17 protein-coding genes are annotated in these 17,520 nt (G+C 39.0%); 13 read left to right on the plus strand and 4 right to left on the minus strand.

Annotation, left to right across the window (positions count from 1 at the left end; genetic code table 11):
* Genes J7338_RS03095 through J7338_RS03120 form a run of 6 tightly spaced genes read left to right on the plus strand, consistent with a single transcriptional unit; the run spans position 1 to position 5,283 of the window.
* Positions 1 to 1,377, plus strand: a complete 1,377-nt coding sequence (locus tag J7338_RS03095; RefSeq protein ID WP_210795525.1) for an FAD-dependent oxidoreductase — start codon at positions 1 to 3, stop codon at positions 1,375 to 1,377.
* Complete coding sequence (locus J7338_RS03100) at positions 1,377 to 2,336, plus strand: glycosyl transferase (protein WP_210795527.1); 960 nt, start codon at positions 1,377 to 1,379, stop codon at positions 2,334 to 2,336. The genes J7338_RS03095 and J7338_RS03100 overlap by 1 nt, the downstream gene beginning before the upstream one ends.
* Positions 2,333 to 3,004, plus strand: coding sequence for a class I SAM-dependent methyltransferase (locus tag J7338_RS03105; protein ID WP_210795528.1), 672 nt, complete (start codon positions 2,333 to 2,335; stop codon positions 3,002 to 3,004). The genes J7338_RS03100 and J7338_RS03105 overlap by 4 nt, the downstream gene beginning before the upstream one ends.
* Positions 2,995 to 3,924, plus strand: coding sequence for a DegT/DnrJ/EryC1/StrS family aminotransferase (locus J7338_RS03110; protein WP_210795530.1), 930 nt, complete (start codon positions 2,995 to 2,997; stop codon positions 3,922 to 3,924). Before J7338_RS03105 ends, J7338_RS03110 begins: the two co-directional genes overlap by 10 nt.
* Positions 3,911 to 4,549: a class I SAM-dependent methyltransferase gene (locus tag J7338_RS03115; protein ID WP_210795532.1), complete on the plus strand. Its 639-nt coding sequence runs from the start codon at positions 3,911 to 3,913 to the stop codon at positions 4,547 to 4,549. The genes J7338_RS03110 and J7338_RS03115 overlap by 14 nt, the downstream gene beginning before the upstream one ends.
* Positions 4,546 to 5,283 (plus strand): WbqC family protein, encoded by a 738-nt coding sequence (locus J7338_RS03120; RefSeq protein WP_210795534.1) that lies wholly within the window; start codon positions 4,546 to 4,548, stop codon positions 5,281 to 5,283. Before J7338_RS03115 ends, J7338_RS03120 begins: the two co-directional genes overlap by 4 nt.
* Here J7338_RS03120 and J7338_RS03125 read toward each other — a convergent pair.
* Genes J7338_RS03125 through pseB form a run of 3 tightly spaced genes read right to left on the minus strand, consistent with a single transcriptional unit; the run spans position 5,280 to position 8,301 of the window.
* Positions 5,280 to 6,137, minus strand: coding sequence for an aldo/keto reductase (locus J7338_RS03125; RefSeq protein WP_210795536.1), 858 nt, complete (start codon positions 6,135 to 6,137; stop codon positions 5,280 to 5,282). The genes J7338_RS03120 and J7338_RS03125 overlap by 4 nt on opposite strands.
* Complete coding sequence (pseC, locus tag J7338_RS03130; RefSeq protein WP_210795538.1) at positions 6,134 to 7,297, minus strand: UDP-4-amino-4,6-dideoxy-N-acetyl-beta-L-altrosamine transaminase; 1,164 nt, start codon at positions 7,295 to 7,297, stop codon at positions 6,134 to 6,136. The genes J7338_RS03125 and pseC overlap by 4 nt, the downstream gene beginning before the upstream one ends.
* 2 nt (positions 7,298 to 7,299) lie before the next feature.
* Positions 7,300 to 8,301 carry a UDP-N-acetylglucosamine 4,6-dehydratase (inverting) gene (gene pseB, locus J7338_RS03135; RefSeq protein WP_210795540.1) on the minus strand — a complete coding sequence of 334 codons (1,002 nt, stop codon included), beginning with the start codon at positions 8,299 to 8,301 and terminating at the stop codon, positions 7,300 to 7,302.
* Between the two features lie 209 nt (positions 8,302 to 8,510).
* On the opposite strand from pseB, the gene J7338_RS03140 reads away from it, so the two are divergent.
* Positions 8,511 to 9,296, plus strand: a complete 786-nt coding sequence (locus J7338_RS03140) for a flagellin N-terminal helical domain-containing protein (protein ID WP_210795542.1) — start codon at positions 8,511 to 8,513, stop codon at positions 9,294 to 9,296.
* 163 nt (positions 9,297 to 9,459) lie between these two features.
* Positions 9,460 to 10,896: a sigma-54 dependent transcriptional regulator gene (locus tag J7338_RS03145; protein WP_210795544.1), complete on the plus strand. Its 1,437-nt coding sequence runs from the start codon at positions 9,460 to 9,462 to the stop codon at positions 10,894 to 10,896.
* Positions 10,897 to 10,925: 29 nt separating this feature from the next.
* Here J7338_RS03145 and J7338_RS03150 read toward each other — a convergent pair whose 3' ends face one another.
* The gene (locus J7338_RS03150; RefSeq protein WP_210795546.1) at positions 10,926 to 11,513 is read right to left on the minus strand and encodes a DNA-3-methyladenine glycosylase I; all 588 of its coding nucleotides are present in this window, start codon (positions 11,511 to 11,513) and stop codon (positions 10,926 to 10,928) included.
* Positions 11,514 to 11,652: 139 nt separating this feature from the next.
* On the opposite strand from J7338_RS03150, the gene J7338_RS03155 reads away from it, so the two are divergent.
* From J7338_RS03155 to fliG, 5 genes are all read left to right on the plus strand, one after another.
* Positions 11,653 to 12,765 carry a sensor histidine kinase gene (locus J7338_RS03155; protein ID WP_210795800.1) on the plus strand — a complete coding sequence of 371 codons (1,113 nt, stop codon included), beginning with the start codon at positions 11,653 to 11,655 and terminating at the stop codon, positions 12,763 to 12,765.
* The gene (locus tag J7338_RS03160) at positions 12,762 to 14,240 is read left to right on the plus strand and encodes a sigma-54-dependent transcriptional regulator (RefSeq protein ID WP_210795548.1); all 1,479 of its coding nucleotides are present in this window, start codon (positions 12,762 to 12,764) and stop codon (positions 14,238 to 14,240) included. The genes J7338_RS03155 and J7338_RS03160 overlap by 4 nt, the downstream gene beginning before the upstream one ends.
* A gap of 177 nt (positions 14,241 to 14,417) precedes the next feature.
* On the plus strand, positions 14,418 to 14,750 hold the full coding sequence (gene fliE, locus J7338_RS03165) for a flagellar hook-basal body complex protein FliE (protein WP_145239413.1): 333 nt from the start codon (positions 14,418 to 14,420) through the stop codon (positions 14,748 to 14,750).
* A 20-nt stretch (positions 14,751 to 14,770) separates the two neighbouring features.
* Entirely contained in the window at positions 14,771 to 16,486 is a 1,716-nt protein-coding gene (gene fliF, locus J7338_RS03170; protein ID WP_210795550.1) for a flagellar basal-body MS-ring/collar protein FliF, read from the plus strand.
* Positions 16,479 to 17,519, plus strand: coding sequence for a flagellar motor switch protein FliG (fliG, locus tag J7338_RS03175; protein ID WP_210795552.1), 1,041 nt, complete (start codon positions 16,479 to 16,481; stop codon positions 17,517 to 17,519). Before fliF ends, fliG begins: the two co-directional genes overlap by 8 nt.
* The last annotated feature ends 1 nt before the right edge of the window (position 17,520 follow it).

The following is a 17,520-nucleotide window of genomic DNA, read 5'->3' on the forward strand; positions in this document are numbered from 1 at the left end:
ATGAGTAAATGTGTAGTCGTTGGTGGTGGTGTAGCCGGGTTAGTGGCTGCATATTTATTGAATAAGCAGGGAAGAAAAGTTGTATTAATTGAGCAGTCAGATCAGTGTGGTGGTTTGCTTAATTCAGTTACGGACGATGATGAAAATTATTTTGATCAGGGAACACATATCCCAAATTTAACCGGTATTGATGAGTTAGATAATTTTTTATTTGGTTCAGAGGTTGAGCAAAAAGAAAATTGGCTCTGCATTCCCCAATTAAAAACAGGAAACTATTTTGCTAAAAAATGGGACTATGAAACCCAGACCATAGACACAAGGAAACTTCCTTTAGCTCTTTATGAACAAGGAGTTGGCCAGCTTCTTAGCCGCAATTCAGACTCAAGTGCAACTAATATTCAAGATTACTCAGAAGATACGTTGGGGCCAATATTTTTTGAAAGCTTAGTTAAACCTGTTATCGATAAGCTTTATGGTGAGCAGCGCGATTATACAACATTAACAGCCAAGAATAGTGTTAATTATTTTGGTGCCACTCGTGTTATCGCGTTGGATGAGGCTGCTACTGAAAAATTAAAAGAGTTACCAGTATATGACGCTAAGCTTGGCTATCATAAACACAAAAACTACCAAGAACGCTTATATAAAGATGGGATCAAAGAACCCTCATATTTGTACCCGAAATCCTCAAAAGGGATGCAGGCTTGGGTCGACGACTTAGTAAATAAAGTAAAACAATGTGGGGTAGAAATAAAAACACAGTGCATAATTTCAAGTTTACATAAAAATAAAAGTAGGATTACAGAGGTAAGGCTAAATAGTGGCGAGGTAATTAGCTGTGACTTACTCTATTGGAGCGCGCCACCATTTATTGCTTTGAAGGCAATGAACATGCAAACAGACTCTGTAAGCGTGACTTTTAGAACTGCTCACATTTACCACTTTTGTTTAGATAAACCGCTTAAAGATAAACATTCCCATTACCTTTGGAATTGGGACGAAAGTTCGCGTGTTTTTAGGATCACACTGTATGGAAACTTTAACAGCCGTAAGCAAAATCAAATTACAGCAGAGGCTCTAGCAGATAAGTCAGACAAAGAAGTGCCACCTAAGCAAATATTAGAAGATTTAATTAAAATGGGTTTAATCGACGCTAATTCGAACCTTCTAAGTTATAAACATCAGGTAATACATAATACGTTTCCAGTACCTACATTTGAGTTTGAACAAAGTGTTATCAAAAATTACGATATGCTTAAAGAAAGCGCTGACAATATCATAATTTCAGGCCGTTTTAGTGGGAAGTATTGGCTACTTGGTGATGTATTAGTGGACACATATAACGCGATTAGTCATACGCTAAGTGATAGTCATTAATGTCAGATTTTTTCTTCTATTGTAATGCTTCAAAAAATACTGGGTATGGGCATTTATCACGATGTTTAAATATTGCTAGAGAGATAAGTAAGTTTCCAAGTAAAAGTACAGTGTGTTTCATTGGGGAGTTTGATCGTTTCTCCAAAGTTCGCATTAATAATCTAGGTTTCGGGATTTTATCAGATATACCTCAGTTAAAGAAAACATCAGTATTCATATTTGATGACTATATCATCGATAAAGATATCTTTATTAATGTGAAAGAGATGGGACATAAAGTGTGTATTATCGACGACTTTGACCAGTATAATTTTGATTTTGCAGATTTGATTATTAACTTTAGGTTCAATGCCCATAAGTTTTGCATGCAGACGCCTGCACATAGATTGGGATTAGGATTCTTTTCTTTTTCTGAAGAGCTTACCCAATTACGCACAAAAAAAATGATGCAATTGCAGAGAAGTAAATTAGATACTTTCTTAATTTTCATAGGTGGGGATGATCGTTTTGATGTTGCTAGTAAAGTCGTTAAAGCAATAGATAAACTATTTAAAGGCAAAAAAATCGTCTTGCTGAGTAAACAAAGTAACCACATAAATATGAATAATAATACGATTGAGATAGTCAATTTTGTAGAAAATATGTCTAATCTCTATGAGCAAGTTGATCTAGTAATTAACGGTGGCGGGCTGACTAAATATGAGTCAGGTTATTGTTTGTTGCCAAATTGTGCAGTATCTCAAACGAGTGAACAGCATTTAGACACAATTGAATTAGCCAGTGCAAATTTAACATTCGATCTTGGGTTAGCCAATGGGGTAGAAATTGCTGAGCTAGTTTATAAAATTAAGCTTTTTATAGATGAAAAAGTTGATCTTCAATACGAGGCTATGAAGGCAGCATATATTTTAAACTCTACTAACTGCTTAGCAAAAGAGATTATAAAGGTTTCAAAATGAGTGAATTTAATTTTAAGCAAGCTGAGTGGGATCAAATCGTCCGTGAGAATCAGGACTTTAAAGCACAAGTTGGCAGACCCTTTGACGATGAGCTCTGGCAAGCACTTATTGATGACGTTGAAAAAAAACTTGCTTTCTCAATGCAAGGCAATAAAGTTTTAGATGTTGGGTGTGGGAATGGCCTATTGTTATCAAAGTTATTGAGTAATTGTAGTGAGTATTCAGGGGTAGATTACTCTGAAGCCATGATTGAAGAAGCGAAGAAGCTATTACCCATTGGTTTTTTTTATCAATCTCAGGCTAATAAGCTTCCATTCGATACAGACCAGTTTGATCGAGTCTTGAGTTACAGTATTTTTCATTATTTTCCTAGTTATGATTATGCACTTTCGGCAATCAAAGAAATGATACGTGTGTGCAAGCCTGGAGGCGTTATTCTAATTGGTGATGTTTTAGACAGCCAGTTTGAAAAAGAAATAAAAGGGACAAGTAATTTAGAATATGAAAAAACAATTCCATTAATTCACCGTTACTCCAAGTGGCGCTTTTTTAATTTTGAAAAATTACTGGCATATTTAGCTCCTCATGTTGATAGAATAGAGGTATTGAGCCAGCCTGAAGTCTTCCCGTTATCGGATTATAGAAAGGACATTAGGTTGTGGGTATAAACCTATTAGAGCAGCAGCTCAGTGCGTATTTTGAACGAGATTACGTCACTCTAACTCGCTCTGGTAGTTTTGCTATTGTAACAGCATTGCACGGCGCAGGAATTGAGCTTGGTAGTGACGTTATTATACCAGCCAGTTGTTGCCCTATTGTATTATTTGCTGTGCAGATGGCAGGCTTTAATGTTGTGCTTGCAGACGTCTCGCTTCTATCACTTTCAATGGAAGTAGAACATATTGATGCTGTTATGAACCAAGATGTTAAGGCTATAGTTGCTGTGCATGGTTATGGACATTATTGTGAGATAGACAAAATAGCGAATTATGCAAAATGTCATGCATTACTTTTAATAGAAGATGCCTGCCTTGCTTACGGTGGACAATATAAGGGAAAGCCAATAGGCAGTTTTGGCGACTTTTCAGTTGTTAGCTTTGGCTATGATAAGCCAATAGCTGCGAACTATGGTGGTGCGCTAATGACAAATAATGAACAGTTTAGTGCCAAGTCGCAGGCATTTTTAAGTAATAACCAATTGGCTCAATTTACAGCAATAGAAAAGCTTAAAAGTATTTCATCGAGTATGACTCAGCTTGATATATTGACTAAAGCTAGGCAGAAAAATATTGCTTTTATTGAACAAAACGTAACTAACCTTGCTTTTAAAAAACTTCCCTATAGCGATGATATCAATTATTGGCGTTATCCTTTATTTGTTGAGCAACGGAACATGTTTTTGCACAAAGCAAAAGAGAATAATATTGTTTTTACTACTCACTACAAGTCATTAGGTGAGTTGCAAACACAAGGACACTTTGTGAATGCAACAAAAATAAGTAATCAAATAATTAATTTATTTGTTCAGCCTTTTACTAAGCAAGAGCAATTAACTGACATGGTTGAGTTTATTAATGACTACAGATAGCCATCAAGCTTTAAAAGCATACTATCAAAAGCTTTATCAGCAACATGGTGATTGTCATCATGCCGTACAGCATGTTTCTAAGGCGGCACAAAATGTGCGATTTAAGATATTTTTAGAACAAATACCGCTTGATAGCAATGTTATTGATTTAGGTTGTGGGCTTGGTGATATGCTTGCCTATTTTAGATTACATGGTTTCACTGGTGGCTATCTTGGTTATGATTTTGTCCCTGAGTTCATTAATTCAGCTAAAAATAAATTTGTAGATGATACCAAGGCTCAGTTTGAGGTTTTTGATATTTTTAAAAACTCAATGTCAAAACAGTACGATTATATACTCATTAGCGGCGTTTTTAATAATAAACTAGATGATAATCTAACATTTATAATGCAAACTTTGCATAAAAGCTTTTTAAGTTGCAAGAAATCTGTGATCTTTAATGCACTTTCAAGCTATGTAGAATACGAAGATCCAACTTTATTTTATATTAACCCGATTAATTTATTTGATGAATGTAAGCAAAACTTAACCCCTTTTATAGACTTGAAACATGATTATGTAATAAAAAAAGGTGGCTTTCCTTATGAGTTTACAATGAAGCTGAGTAAAGAGGCTAATTTATGATATTGAGTGTTATGCAGCCGACTTATTTACCTTGGCTTGGTTATTTTTCTTTAATAGATAGCGCTGATAAGTTTATTTTTTTAGATAATGTAAAACTTGAAAAAAGTGACTGGCATATTCGTAACAGAATTAAAACAAAAAATCAGGCACTCATGTTAAGTTGCCACGTTACAACGCCAGATGGGCGTATGGGGGCGACTATTGAAAATACGCCATATATAAATGCAGCTTCTTGGAAGAAGAAGCACTTAAAGAGTATTTACGAAAACTACAATAAAACAGCGTATTTCGCTGAACTATTTTCCCGCCTTTCAGAGGTATTTGAAAAAGATAACTTAAATACTGTCGCAAAATTTAATATTGCATTGATTAAAATGCTTATGAAATATATGGAGATAGCAACACCTATGAGCAGTTCATCACAATTACTTGGTGTCTCAGGTATTAAAGATGAGCGTTTAGTATCCTTGTGTGAGGTTATGTGCTGTGATATCTATTTATCTCCGCTAGGAGCTAAAGATTATATTGAAGCAAACACACCGGGTGGTGAGCTGGTAAGCAATGGGATTAATGTGTTTTATCAAAACTTTGAACATCCAAATTATATTCAGCAAAAAGGAGAATTTATTTCTCACCTGAGTGCTATAGATTGCTTATTTAATATAGGTCCAGAGAATACGTTAGCATTGATCAGGGAATCGACAAAAGCACCTATCAATTATATGGATCTCTAGCTTATTTGCCAGTTTGCAGGGTTAATAAAACGCTCATCCTGTAAGCTGATTTCTTCAAAGTCGATATCGTAATTTTGGTTATCTATATTTATTAAGATGTCTTCAAGCTGCGCTAAATTATTTATACCGACAACGACTTTATCGATTTGGCTAATATTCATCACGTAATTTAGTGCTAACGAGAGAGGGGAGATGTTTAGTTTTTTTGCTAATTGGTGGAATTGTTCTAGTTGAGGCTTTATCGGGTTAAAATATGCAGGCCAGTCTCCCTCACTCATCAGAAGTAGTCCTTGTAAAAAAGCGGAGCGGGTATGGACTTCAATGCTTTTGCTCTTTAGCCGATCTAAAGCCCCTGTTTTGATAAACCGCTGATCAAATATGTTTACAGGTATTTGCACCAAATCTGCAAAACAAAGCATTTCATCCGATACTTGTGTCGGCGAGTATAAAGATAAACCTATTTTTTCTACCAGTCCCTGCGCTTTTTTGTTCTTTAAAATAGCAGTTAATTCCGGATAATGATTAAAGTCTTGTGCGTTATGTAATAGCAAACCATAGATAGCTGGCAGCTGGAGATCTTTAAGCGTTTTATCTAAGTCGTTTGTGACGCAATCATTTACATTACTTTGCGATGTTATCGGCTTTATTTTACTCACAACTTTAAAAGACGAAAGACCACATAGGCCTAATCTAGCCTCCGCATCTCCATATGCAGAAGCGGTATCAATTGTTGTGATTGATGCTGTTTTTGCAAGTTCAATTATCTGTTGAATTTGATTCTGAGAGGTTTGGCCTGAGGTATTACTCACACCGTAATTTATGCCAAATTGGACAGTTCCTAAAGCAATTTTCATAAAAACTCTATGATTGTTTTTATTATGTAATCCTGCTCCAAATTTGTTAGTTTTGGATGCAGTGGAATGGTAAGCGCAGAATGATAATATTCAATCGCATTTGGAAAGTCAGATTTTTTGAAACCAAGTGCTTGATAGTAAGGCTGTATATGGATAGGTATGTAGTGCAAATGGCTTGTAATATTGTGCTCTCTTAAAGAACAAATGAGCTCTTTATGCTTTTTAACGGCATCCCCAGTTAATCGAATAATATACAAATGGTAACTTGAATAGCTTTGTGAAGATTGATGTAAGTGTGAAATTGGTAAGTTTTTAAATTCGTTAGTATAAATATTAGCTAGTTTATTTCGCTCAGCGACAAATTGATCAAGCTTTTTAAGCTGACTTAGTCCTAGTGCAGCTTGTAGTTCAGTCATTCTATAATTAAAGCCAAGGTCAATTTGTTGGTAATACCAAGGGCCATGACTCGGCTCTGTCATTTCATCAGGATTACTTGTTATGCCGTGACTGCGTAAGCGTTTCATGCTTTTATCAAGCGTTTGACTATTTGTGACAGCCATTCCACCTTCGGCTGAGGTTATGATCTTGACTGGATGAAAACTAAAAACAGTAATATCAGAGTAATCACAATTTCCAACTGATTTATCTAAATATTTAGCACCAATAGCGTGGGAAGCATCTTCGATAATTTTAAAACCATATTTTGTCGCAAGCTCATAAATTGCCTTCATATCACATGATTGGCCTGCCAAATGTACTGGGATAACTACTTTGGGGAGGGAGTCTATTTTTTTTGCACTAATTAATTTTTGTTCTAATTCGCCAGGTGACATATTCCCTGTATCTAGATCTATATCAACAAAGTCGACTTTGGCACCACAATATAAGGCGCAGTTTGCCGAGGCTACAAAAGAGATCGGAGAAGTCCAAACTATATCACTTTCCCCAACGCCTAACGCTAAGCAAGCTATATGTAGAGCTGATGTGGCGCTATTAGTCGCACAGGCAAAATTTACATCACAGTAATCAGCAATCGCTTGCTCAAAAGCGGGTACTTTAGGGCCTTGTGTAAGCCAGTCAGACTTTAATACATCAACAACGGCATCTATATCGTGTTGTGAAATATTTTGTTTGCCGTAAGGAATTACTTTATTTGTCATAGTCATAGTAGTGCTTGCACATTAAAGTTTTTTATTTCTTCAAGAGTCATATAGTGTGGGTTGCTTAAAGAGTTATATTCAAAGCCTTGTTTTACTTTTTTACCTTTTTCGCCAATTGCATTCACGGTAAAGTCATTGCTGCGGCTGCTGAACTTAATTCCAGGAGCAATAACAAAATGATCCTTATATTCATAGGTTTCAAAACATAGATCTGCAGGGCACATTACTTCATGAAGCTTTTCACCTGGACGAATACCGATTATTTTAATAGGTAAATTGGGTGCCATAGCTTTGGCTAAATCAGTAATACGGATTGACGGTATTTTTGGCACGAAAATTTCACCACCCAGCATTCTTTCAAAATTGGTTAATACAAAATCTACACCTTGTTGCAGGCTTATCCAAAAGCGGGTCATTTCGTCATGGGTAATAGGGATATGCTCACAACCTTGATCAATGAACCTTTGAAAAATAGGAACAACTGAACCACGAGAACACACTACATTGCCATAACGTACAACGGAAAAAGTGGTTTTATGGCCTCCCGCAATATTGTTAGCGGCAACGAACAGTTTATCGGATGCTAATTTTGTGGCGCCATATAAATTAATTGGGTTGGCTGCTTTATCAGTAGAAAGCGCAATGACTTTTTCAACATTATTATCAAGTGCAGCATCAATAACATTTTCAGCACCATTGATATTAGTTTTAATACATTCCATCGGATTGTATTCTGCGGCGGGTACTTGCTTTAAAGCTGCTGCGTGAATAACATAATTAACGCCACGCATCGCTCTGCGTAACCTGTCTTTATCGCGTACATCACCGATAAAGTAACGCATACAGGGTTGATCAAAGTCTTGCTGCATTTCAAATTGTTTCAGTTCATCACGTGAAAAAATAATAATCTTTTTAGGCTTGTATCGTTCAAGCAAGGTTTTTACGTATTTCTTACCGAATGATCCGGTACCACCGGTAATTAGAATTGTTTTGTTATCGAACATAGTGTTCCCCAAGTTGTTTATCATTGGCGTAGCTATTTATAAAAGTGAAGTACGCATAGTGAGAATTTTGACTCATTTCTCAGTAATTTAACTATTAACAAGGTGACTAGCAAGCTCGATGCCAAGTTAATTTAATTAAACAATGGTACAAAGTGCAAAATTTGGCAAATTAAGCTATAATTTAACCAATCAGCGTGTCGGAGCCTGTTATGAAAATTCAATCACCAGCAACTAGTTTTTTAAACCAAACACAGCAAACCAGTAACAAGCTTGCAGAGCAACTTGCTACGGGTAAAAAAATCAACTCTGCGGCAGATGATGCCGCAGCATTGCAAATTATAAACCGCTTAACCTCCCAACAAGACGGTTACAGTCAAGCGGTGAATAATGCCTATGATGGTATTTCTTATTCGCAAGCGACTGAGTCAAACTTGTCGGGTGTCAACGATGCTGTCTCGCGTATTCGAGAATTGTCCATCCAAGCAGGTAATGGCGCATTAAATGATAATGATCGCGCTGCTTTGCAAGAAGAAGTGGTGCAGTTACAAAGTCAAATTACAGAGACGTTTGAAAATGCTAATTTTGCAGGAAAACCTTTGTTTGATGGTCAGTCGGTGTCGTTTCAAGTAGGGCCTGATGCGAATACAAATCAAACGGTTACTCCTTCGGACGGTAGTTTTTCATCGGTAATATCAACTATCGACATTTCAACTCAAGCAGGAGCTCAAACAGCCATTGATATTAGTGACCAAGCGGCTGACGAAATTAATGCACAACGAGCTGAACTTGGCGCTTTTCAAAATACATTGGCAAGTACCATTAAAGGCTTAGGGACTCAGCAAGAAAATATTGCCGCGAGCCAAAGTCGAATTCAAGATACCGATTATGCTCAGGCGGTTTCACAGCAAGTATCAAATGATATTTTAGCACAAGCGTCAATAGCACTGCGTGGCCAAGCTAACCAATCGGCTGAATCTATTTTAGGGTTATTATAACGGCTATGATAAAACAGTAATTCTTAAGTATTACTTGTAATTAGCCTAGTGTCTGTTTTTTGGCATCTATGTCAAAAAACTGCCGCTTTGTGCTTGCATCCCTGTCAAACTCGCTTACAATTTAAATTATTAATAGCTTGTAGTAACTGTGGTTCGCTAAATAATGATCTTGATTTTAGACAATAATAATAATCGTGCGATTGGTTTACATGCTGCGCTTACCTTTATTGGTGAGGCAGTGCAACTGCTTGACGATGCAAGCCTTGAACAAGAGTGTAAAAAATACCAAAAGCAATCATGTATGGTGATCCTCGGTGCATTGCAAAGCTTAGATCATGAAAGCGTGATCAAGCGCCATCCAACAATACCATTTCTATTAATTGGTGAAACCCTTAAACCACTGTTGAGCATTGCCAATGTAGTTGGACTTATCTGTGAACCTTTTAACCATGATGTAACGACTCAATTACTGCATGATTGCCAGCAGTATCAACGGATGTTACCAAATGAGCATAAACACGCAAAACCGCACAAAACCTTTGATGGCTTAGTGGGTGAAACTGAAGCGGTTAAAGATGTACGCTTTTTAATTGAACAAGTTGCTAAAACGGACGCTAATGTATTAATTTTAGGCGAATCAGGTACTGGTAAAGAAGTGGTTGCTCGTAATGTTCATTTACTATCAAAACGTAATACTGGGCCATTTGTACCCGTTAACTGTGGGGCGATACCTGCGGAGCTGTTAGAAAGTGAGTTGTTTGGCCATGAAAAAGGCGCGTTTACCGGTGCTATTTCAGCGCGCAAAGGTCGCTTTGAACTAGCCCAAGCTGGGACGCTGTTTTTAGATGAAATTGGCGATATGCCGCTGCAAATGCAAGTAAAGTTATTGCGAGTGTTACAAGAGCGCAGCTATGAGCGGGTTGGTGGTACAAAACCAATTCAAGCCGATGTGCGGGTGATTGCTGCAACACATCGTGATCTTGAACAAATGATAGAGCAAGGAAGTTTCCGCGAAGATTTATACTATCGGCTCAATGTTTTTCCTATCGAAAACCCATCTCTTGCAGAACGTGCTGATGATATTCCATTATTATTAAAAGAGTTAATGCGCCGTATTAATGAGCAAAGTGGTACTACCGCTAAGTTTACTGAGCGGGCAATTGATAGTTTAAAAGAGCATACATGGCCGGGCAATATTCGCGAGTTAGCGAATTTAGTTGAGCGTATGGTGATCATGTTGCCAGATAAAGTGGTTGATATCCCCGACTTACCAGCAAAATATCGTTATATTGAAGTTGATGCTTATGAACCACAATACCCAGAAGAACTGCTGGAGCGTGATGCGTTTAACGATATTTTTAGTTCGGGCTTTAGTGATTATGAAGATGAGCCTGACGATGAAGCAATTCAGCCATCAGCAGACCTTTTACCCGACGAAGGGATTGAGCTAAAAGATTATTTGGCTGAATTAGAGATCAGTTTGATCACCCAAGCATTAGAGCGTTATGATTATGTTGTTGCGCGTGCTGCAGAGATTCTGGGTGTACGCCGCACGACCTTAGTTGAAAAAATGAAAAAATATAACTTATCACGAGATTAATAATCCGGGTAAGTTATGCTGAGCAACACCTAGTATTTCTCAATAATCTCTGCTTTACGAAAACAATCATTACTGTGATCATTCACCATACCACAGGCCTGCATATGTGCGTATACGGTGGTTGGGCCTAAAAACTTAAACCCCCGTTTTTTTAAATCTTTTGCAAATGCAGTTGAGGCCTCGGTAATTGCAGGGTAGTCACTCAGTTTATCTAACTCATTCACTAACGGCTTACCACCTACAAATTGCCATTGATAGTTACTAAAGCTGCCAAACTCTTGTTGGATATCAATGAAGCGCTTTGCATTATTAATAGTCGCTGCAATTTTTAAGCGGTTGCGAACGATCCCTTCATCCAGCATTAATCGCTCAACATCGTGCTCGTTCATTTTTGCGACTTTTTTTACATCAAAATTCAAAAATGCACGGCGGTAACCATCACGTTTCTTTAAAATCGTATACCAACTTAATCCCGCTTGCGCTGACTCCAGAGTAATAAATTCAAAAAGTGTTTGGTCATCATATACAGGTATTCCCCATTCATCATCGTGATAGGCAACATAGTCATCTTTACTGGTATCGAGCCAAGGGCAGCGACATAAATTTGTTGAACTCATAGTGTCTCCTCGCTTTGTTTATTTTACTTGTCATTTTTTTGTCGCGTTATTTAAACGCTAAGAGGTTGAAATTAATCGGCTTAATTGTTGGTACAATTTGTGCATTTAGCTAATTAGATCCTGTAAACGAGAATGTATGATGGCCTTAGCTAATGTTTTAAAACCACAATTTATCACAGCGGCCCAGTATAACCCATGCTTACTGCAAGAAGAGTACATTGGTGAGCTAAGTGAATTACGCCAGCAAGCCAGTTGGTTAAGTCATTTAGTAGATACAATGCCCGCAGGTGTTGTGGTGCTTGATGGTCGAGGTTTGATCGCTAAAGCCAATCAAATTGCAACAGACATGCTAGGGGAACCACTCGAAGGTGAGAAGTGGTTTAGTGTGATCCAGCGCTCGTTTCGCCCCCAACAAGATGATGGTCATGAAGTATCGCTCAAAGATGGTCGCTTAATTAAGTTAGAAATAACGGCATTAGCGCCAGAGCCTGGGCAATTAATCTTAATGACTGACTTAACCGAAACGCGTCGTTTACAAACACGCGTTGCACATATGCAACGTTTAAGTGCACTGGGTAAAATGGTGGCATCTTTGGCGCATCAAGTACGAACGCCACTGTCGGCTGCGATTTTGTATGCCGCTAATTTAGGTTCAAAGCGGTTGCCCGAAAGCTCACGAGGCAATTTTCATACTAAGTTGATGTCGCGTTTAAAAGATCTTGAAACTCAAGTAAACGATATGTTGTTGTTCGCTAAAAGTGGCGATCAGCAAGTCGTTGAACATGTTTCCATGCAGCAATTATTAACTGAAGTGAAAACTGGCGCTGATGCTATGGTTGCACTTAATAATAGTGAACTTGAAGTTAGTTTACCTGAGCCTGATATCGAGATAATGGGCAATAAAACTGCGCTTGCCAGTGCCATTCAAAACCTTATTCATAACAGTATTCAAGTCATTGGCAGTAATGCTCTCGTTCAATTAAGTGCGCAACGGGATGTGAGTGACCCCGAGCTAGTGCGTATTACTGTAAGTGATAACGGTCCAGGGGTCGATTTAAGCTTACTTGATAAATTATTTGAACCATTTTTTACTACGCGAAGTCAAGGCACTGGTTTAGGTTTAGCGGTGGTAAGCTCAGTCGCAAATGCACACCAAGGACGCGTTGCAGTAACAAACAATACTCAAGGCGGAGCCTGCTTTAGTTTACTGTTACCTATTTGTACAAAGTCAACATCGGCGGAGGCAATATGAACAACACGATTTTAGTGGTTGAAGATGATGCAGGGCTACGTGAAGCCTTGATTGATACGCTTGAAATGTCTGGAATAGATTGCGTTGCAGCTGACAGCGCCGAGCAAGCTATGGTGCGACTTAAAAAAGACAGCTTTTCGCTAGTTGTAAGCGATGTGCAAATGGGCGCGATGAGTGGCCTTGATTTACTGCGCAGCATTAATCTTAATTACCCTGATCTACCGGTTTTAATGATGACAGCGTATGCGACTATTGATGATGCTGTTGAGGCTATGCGGTTAGGGGCAATTGACTATATGGCCAAACCGTTTGCGCCCGAAGTGCTACTTAATATGGTAAGCCGCTATCTACCTGAGCCAGAAAAAGAAACAGATGGCCCGATTGTTGCTGATCCGAGTAGTATTCAGCTATTAGAACTTGCAAGTCGGGTTGCTAAATCGGATGCCAGTGTGATGGTGCTTGGTCCTAGTGGCTCAGGTAAAGAAGTACTCGCACGCTTTATCCATGATAAGTCTGATCGTGCAGAGCAGCCATTCGTGGCAATAAACTGTGCTGCGATCCCTGAAAATATGCTCGAAGCTACATTATTTGGCTATGAGAAAGGCGCGTTTACTGGTGCGATTCAAGCTTGCCCAGGTAAATTTGAGCAAGCACAAGGTGGTACAATTTTACTTGATGAAATCACTGAGATGGAGTTAGGCCTACAGGCTAAGTTACTACGTGTATTACAAGAACGTGAAGTTGAACGTTTAGGTGGTCGCAAAACTATTAAGCTAGATGTGCGTATTTTGGCTACCAGTAACCGTGATTTAAAAGAGGCTGTGGCTAAGCACCAGTTTAGAGAAGATTTATATTATCGATTAAATGTATTTCCATTGATGTGGCGTCCACTTTGTCAACGCCCTGGCGATATTGTCGTGTTGGCAAAGCATTTAATTGAACGTCATCTTAATAAAAGCAAAGAGCCTATCGCCGTACTTAGTGAAGCGGCTGAGAGAAAACTATTAGCTCATGCTTGGCCGGGTAATGTACGTGAACTGGATAATGTGATCCAGCGTGCGCTGATATTACGCCACGGTGATATGATTGATGAAAGTGCTATTTTTATTGAGAACTTAACCCAAACACCTTTAACTACGGCTTTATCAGCAAGTTTAGTATCGGTCAATTCTGCAGCAGAAAGTACTACTTCGGCGGTTACAAGTTCATCGACGAATGATGCTTATTATGATCTGCAAGTGCCAGCAATAAAAGCGACAGCAGAGCGCAATCCGCTATCTGAAGAATTACCAAGCCTGGACTCAGGAAGTTATAAAGATGAACTCAAAGATAAAGAGCATAGAATTATTTTAGACACCCTAAATCGTTGTCAAGGCAAGCGTAAAGATGTAGCTGAAACATTAGGGATCAGCCCACGAACATTGCGTTATAAATTGGCACAAATGCGCGACTTGGGGATCACCTTACCTGCTTAAGCCTCTATAATTCTGTTTTCCTTCGCTATTTGATTTACGCTCAGCCTTGCTGGGCGTAAACTTGTCAAAACTCTGACAACTAGAGTTAACTCCAAATCATTGATATTAATAAATTTATTAGTTGGCATGTTTTGTGCTTTATTAAGATATTAGTAAACGGCATCGTCAGAGACAATTATGAAAATTCAAAACAGCGCATTATTTCAAGAAATGCAATCTATGGCTCTTGAAGCTGGTCGTAGTAATCAAGTAAACAAATTACCGACGCAGGCGCAGCCTACTTCGAGCGCTCAATTTGGCGATTTGTTAAGTGATGCACTCAATACCGTGAATGGCCTTCAAGCTGATGCGAAGCAAAAAGTCGTAGCGGTTGAAATGGGCGACCGAAATGTGTCATTAGCGGATGCGATGATCGCATCACAAAAATCGTCGGTTGCCTTTGAAGCCACTGTGCAAGTTCGTAACAAACTTGTAGAAGCCTATAAAGAAATCATGAATATGCCTGTTTAACTAGGTAGTGGAGAATTATTGTGGCGCAATCTAACCAATCAACAGATCTTGCTTTGGCCGGCGGCGGTATAGAGCAAACTGATAATGACGATCAACAAGAACAAAAGTCAGGCTATTTAAGTGCATTAAACGGCGTTGATGTATTGCGCCAGGTCACTCTAATTATTGCATTAGCGATCTGTTTAGCGATTGCTATTTTTGTGATTATTTGGGCACGTCAACCAGATATGCGCCCACTTGGAAAAATGCCAACGGAAGAGCTAATTCAAACGCTCGATTTTTTAGATGCACAAAAAATTGACTATCAACTTGATGGCAATGTGGTTTCTGTTGCTGAAAATGAATATCAAAATATTAAATTGTTAATGACCCGCGAAGGTATTGAGCAAGCGCCGAACTCGGGTACTGATATAATCATGCAAGATATGGGTTTTGGTGTTAGTCAGCGTTTAGAGCGTGAACGTTTAAAGCATGGTCGTGAACAACAACTAGCGCGCACGATTGAGGAACTACAAAATGTCACGCGTGCAAAAGTATTATTGGCAATCCCGAAAGAAAATGTTTTTGCTCGTCGTGAGAAAAAACCATCCGCAACAGTAGTATTAACTTTAAAACGTGGTCGTATGCTCGGTAGTGAAGAAGTGGATGCGATTGTTGATATTATTGGTTCAGCAGTGCAAGGTTTAGAGCCGTCACGAGTAACGGTAACAGACCAAAATGGCCGATTACTTAATTCAGGATCGCAAAGTGCGTTAGCTGCTCGCTCACGTAAAGAATATGATATTGAACGTAAGCGTGAACAAGAATATTTAGATAAAATCGATGGTATCTTAATGCCTGTTATTGGCATGGGTAACTACACTGCACAAGTCGATTTAAGTATGGACTTTAGCGCGATTGAAGAAACTCAAAAACGCTACAACCCTGATTTACCAGCGGTGCGCAGCGAAACTACTTTTGAAGAAAATAATATCGGTGGTTTAGCTATCGGTATTCCTGGCGCGCTGACAAATCAGCCTCCAATGGATTCGAATATTCCTGAAGTTGCAGGCCAAGGTGGTGCAGGCTCTGGTTCATCACCAAGTCGTACTCATAAAGAAGCGACACGAAACTATGAGCTTGACACCACTATTTCTCATACACGTCAGCAAAGTGGTGTTATTCGCCGAATTAGTGTTTCAGTGGCGGTAGATTATCTAGCGACCGTGGGTGAAAATGGTGAAACAACTATGCAGCCTCGCTCAGTTGAAGCGTTGTCAAATATTCGTCGCTTACTGCAAGGCGGTGTGGGTTTTGACTTACAGCGCGGTGATGCATTAGAAGTTGTGACTGTGCCGTTTGCACGTGAACCTATGGACTTGGCGATTGAAGTGCCATTGTGGGAACAAAATTGGTTTATGAAAGTTGTGCGCTTAGTGCTTGGTGCGTTGGTTATCATAGTGCTAATTATGGCGGTAGTTAAACCTATGCTGAAACGTTTGATTTACCCAGATGATACGCTTGAAGAGTATGATGATGATGCGCTTAGTTCTGGTGTAGATATTGGCGATAACACCCTAGATATGCTAAATAAAGATTTTGATTCTGCTTCGGTTGGCTTCTCAAGTGATGGTACACTACAGTTACCAGACCTACATGGCGATGAAGACTTATTAAAAGCTGTTCGTGCCTTGGTAGCAAATGAGCCAGAACTCTCCTCACAAGTTGTGAAAGCGTGGTTAACTGAAGATGACTGATGAAGAACAAAAACAACTGCCAGCAGCGTTTGATGTTGATAAATTAGACGGTGTAGATAAAGCTGCAATTTTATTGTTAAGCTTATCCGAAGAAGATGCAGCGCAAATATTAAAGCACCTTGAGCCTAAACAGGTGCAAAAAGTGGGTATGGCAATGGCGGCGATAGATGATCTATCGCAAGCCAAAATTAGTGCCGTGCATAACTTGTTTATAGAGCAAATACAAAGTTTTAGTACGATTGGCTTCCAATCAGAAGATTTTATCAAAAAAGCCCTTACTGCGGCACTTGGTGAAGATAAAGCGGCAAGCCTGATAGATCAAATTGTTATGGGATCAGGAGCCAAAGGCCTTGATTCATTGAAATGGATGGACTCAAAGCAAGTTGCCAATATTATTCGCAATGAGCATCCGCAAATACAAACGATTGTTTTATCGTATTTGGAGCCTGAACAATCAGCTGAAATTTTAGCGCAATTTCCTGAAAAAGTGCGCTTAGATTTAACCATGCGAATCGCCAACCTTGAAGAAGTACAACCTGCGGCTTTACAAGAATTGAACGAGATCATGGAAAAACAATTTGCCGGACAAGCCGGTGCGCAAGCTGCGAAAATGGGCGGCTTGAAAGCGGCAGCAGATATCATGAACTACCTCGATACCAATATTGAAGGTCAGTTGATGGATTCAATTCGTGAGCATGACGAAGAGATGTCGCAACAAATTCAAGATTTAATGTTCGTATTTGAAAACTTAATGGATGTTGAAGATCGTGGTATTCAAGCTATCTTGCGTGAAGTCCAACAAGATGTACTGATGAAGGCCATCAAAGGCACTGACGATGCATTGAAAGAGAAAATCCTTCGCAATATGTCAAAACGGGCTGCCGAAATGCTGGCTGATGATTTAGAAGCAATGGCACCTGTGCGGATCAGCGAAGTTGAAGCTGCGCAAAAAGAAATCTTATCTACGGCACGTCGTCTCGCTGATTCAGGTGAAATTATGCTGGGTGGTGGTGGTGGTGAGGAGTTCTTGTAAA

This window comes from Pseudoalteromonas ostreae (assembly GCF_018069805.1).
GTDB lineage: Bacteria > Pseudomonadota > Gammaproteobacteria > Enterobacterales > Alteromonadaceae > Pseudoalteromonas > Pseudoalteromonas ostreae.

Excerpts from the sequence above, each read along its gene's own strand:
- J7338_RS03095 (WP_210795525.1), top strand. The coding sequence starts at position 1 with ATGAGTAAATGTGTAGTCGTTGGTGGTGGTGTAGCCGGGTTAGTGGCT.
- J7338_RS03100 (WP_210795527.1), top strand. The coding sequence starts at position 1,377 with ATGTCAGATTTTTTCTTCTATTGTAATGCTTCAAAAAATACTGGGTAT.
- J7338_RS03105 (WP_210795528.1), top strand. The coding sequence starts at position 2,333 with ATGAGTGAATTTAATTTTAAGCAAGCTGAGTGGGATCAAATCGTCCGT.
- J7338_RS03115 (WP_210795532.1), top strand. The coding sequence starts at position 3,911 with ATGACTACAGATAGCCATCAAGCTTTAAAAGCATACTATCAAAAGCTT.
- J7338_RS03120 (WP_210795534.1), top strand. The coding sequence starts at position 4,546 with ATGATATTGAGTGTTATGCAGCCGACTTATTTACCTTGGCTTGGTTAT.
- J7338_RS03125 (WP_210795536.1), bottom strand. The coding sequence starts at position 6,137 with ATGAAAATTGCTTTAGGAACTGTCCAATTTGGCATAAATTACGGTGTG.
- pseC (WP_210795538.1), bottom strand. The coding sequence starts at position 7,297 with ATGACAAATAAAGTAATTCCTTACGGCAAACAAAATATTTCACAACAC.
- pseB (WP_210795540.1), bottom strand. The coding sequence starts at position 8,301 with ATGTTCGATAACAAAACAATTCTAATTACCGGTGGTACCGGATCATTC.
- J7338_RS03140 (WP_210795542.1), top strand. The coding sequence starts at position 8,511 with ATGAAAATTCAATCACCAGCAACTAGTTTTTTAAACCAAACACAGCAA.
- J7338_RS03145 (WP_210795544.1), top strand. The coding sequence starts at position 9,460 with ATGATCTTGATTTTAGACAATAATAATAATCGTGCGATTGGTTTACAT.
- J7338_RS03150 (WP_210795546.1), bottom strand. The coding sequence starts at position 11,513 with ATGAGTTCAACAAATTTATGTCGCTGCCCTTGGCTCGATACCAGTAAA.
- J7338_RS03155 (WP_210795800.1), top strand. The coding sequence starts at position 11,653 with ATGGCCTTAGCTAATGTTTTAAAACCACAATTTATCACAGCGGCCCAG.
- J7338_RS03160 (WP_210795548.1), top strand. The coding sequence starts at position 12,762 with ATGAACAACACGATTTTAGTGGTTGAAGATGATGCAGGGCTACGTGAA.
- fliE (WP_145239413.1), top strand. The coding sequence starts at position 14,418 with ATGAAAATTCAAAACAGCGCATTATTTCAAGAAATGCAATCTATGGCT.
- fliG (WP_210795552.1), top strand. The coding sequence starts at position 16,479 with ATGACTGATGAAGAACAAAAACAACTGCCAGCAGCGTTTGATGTTGAT.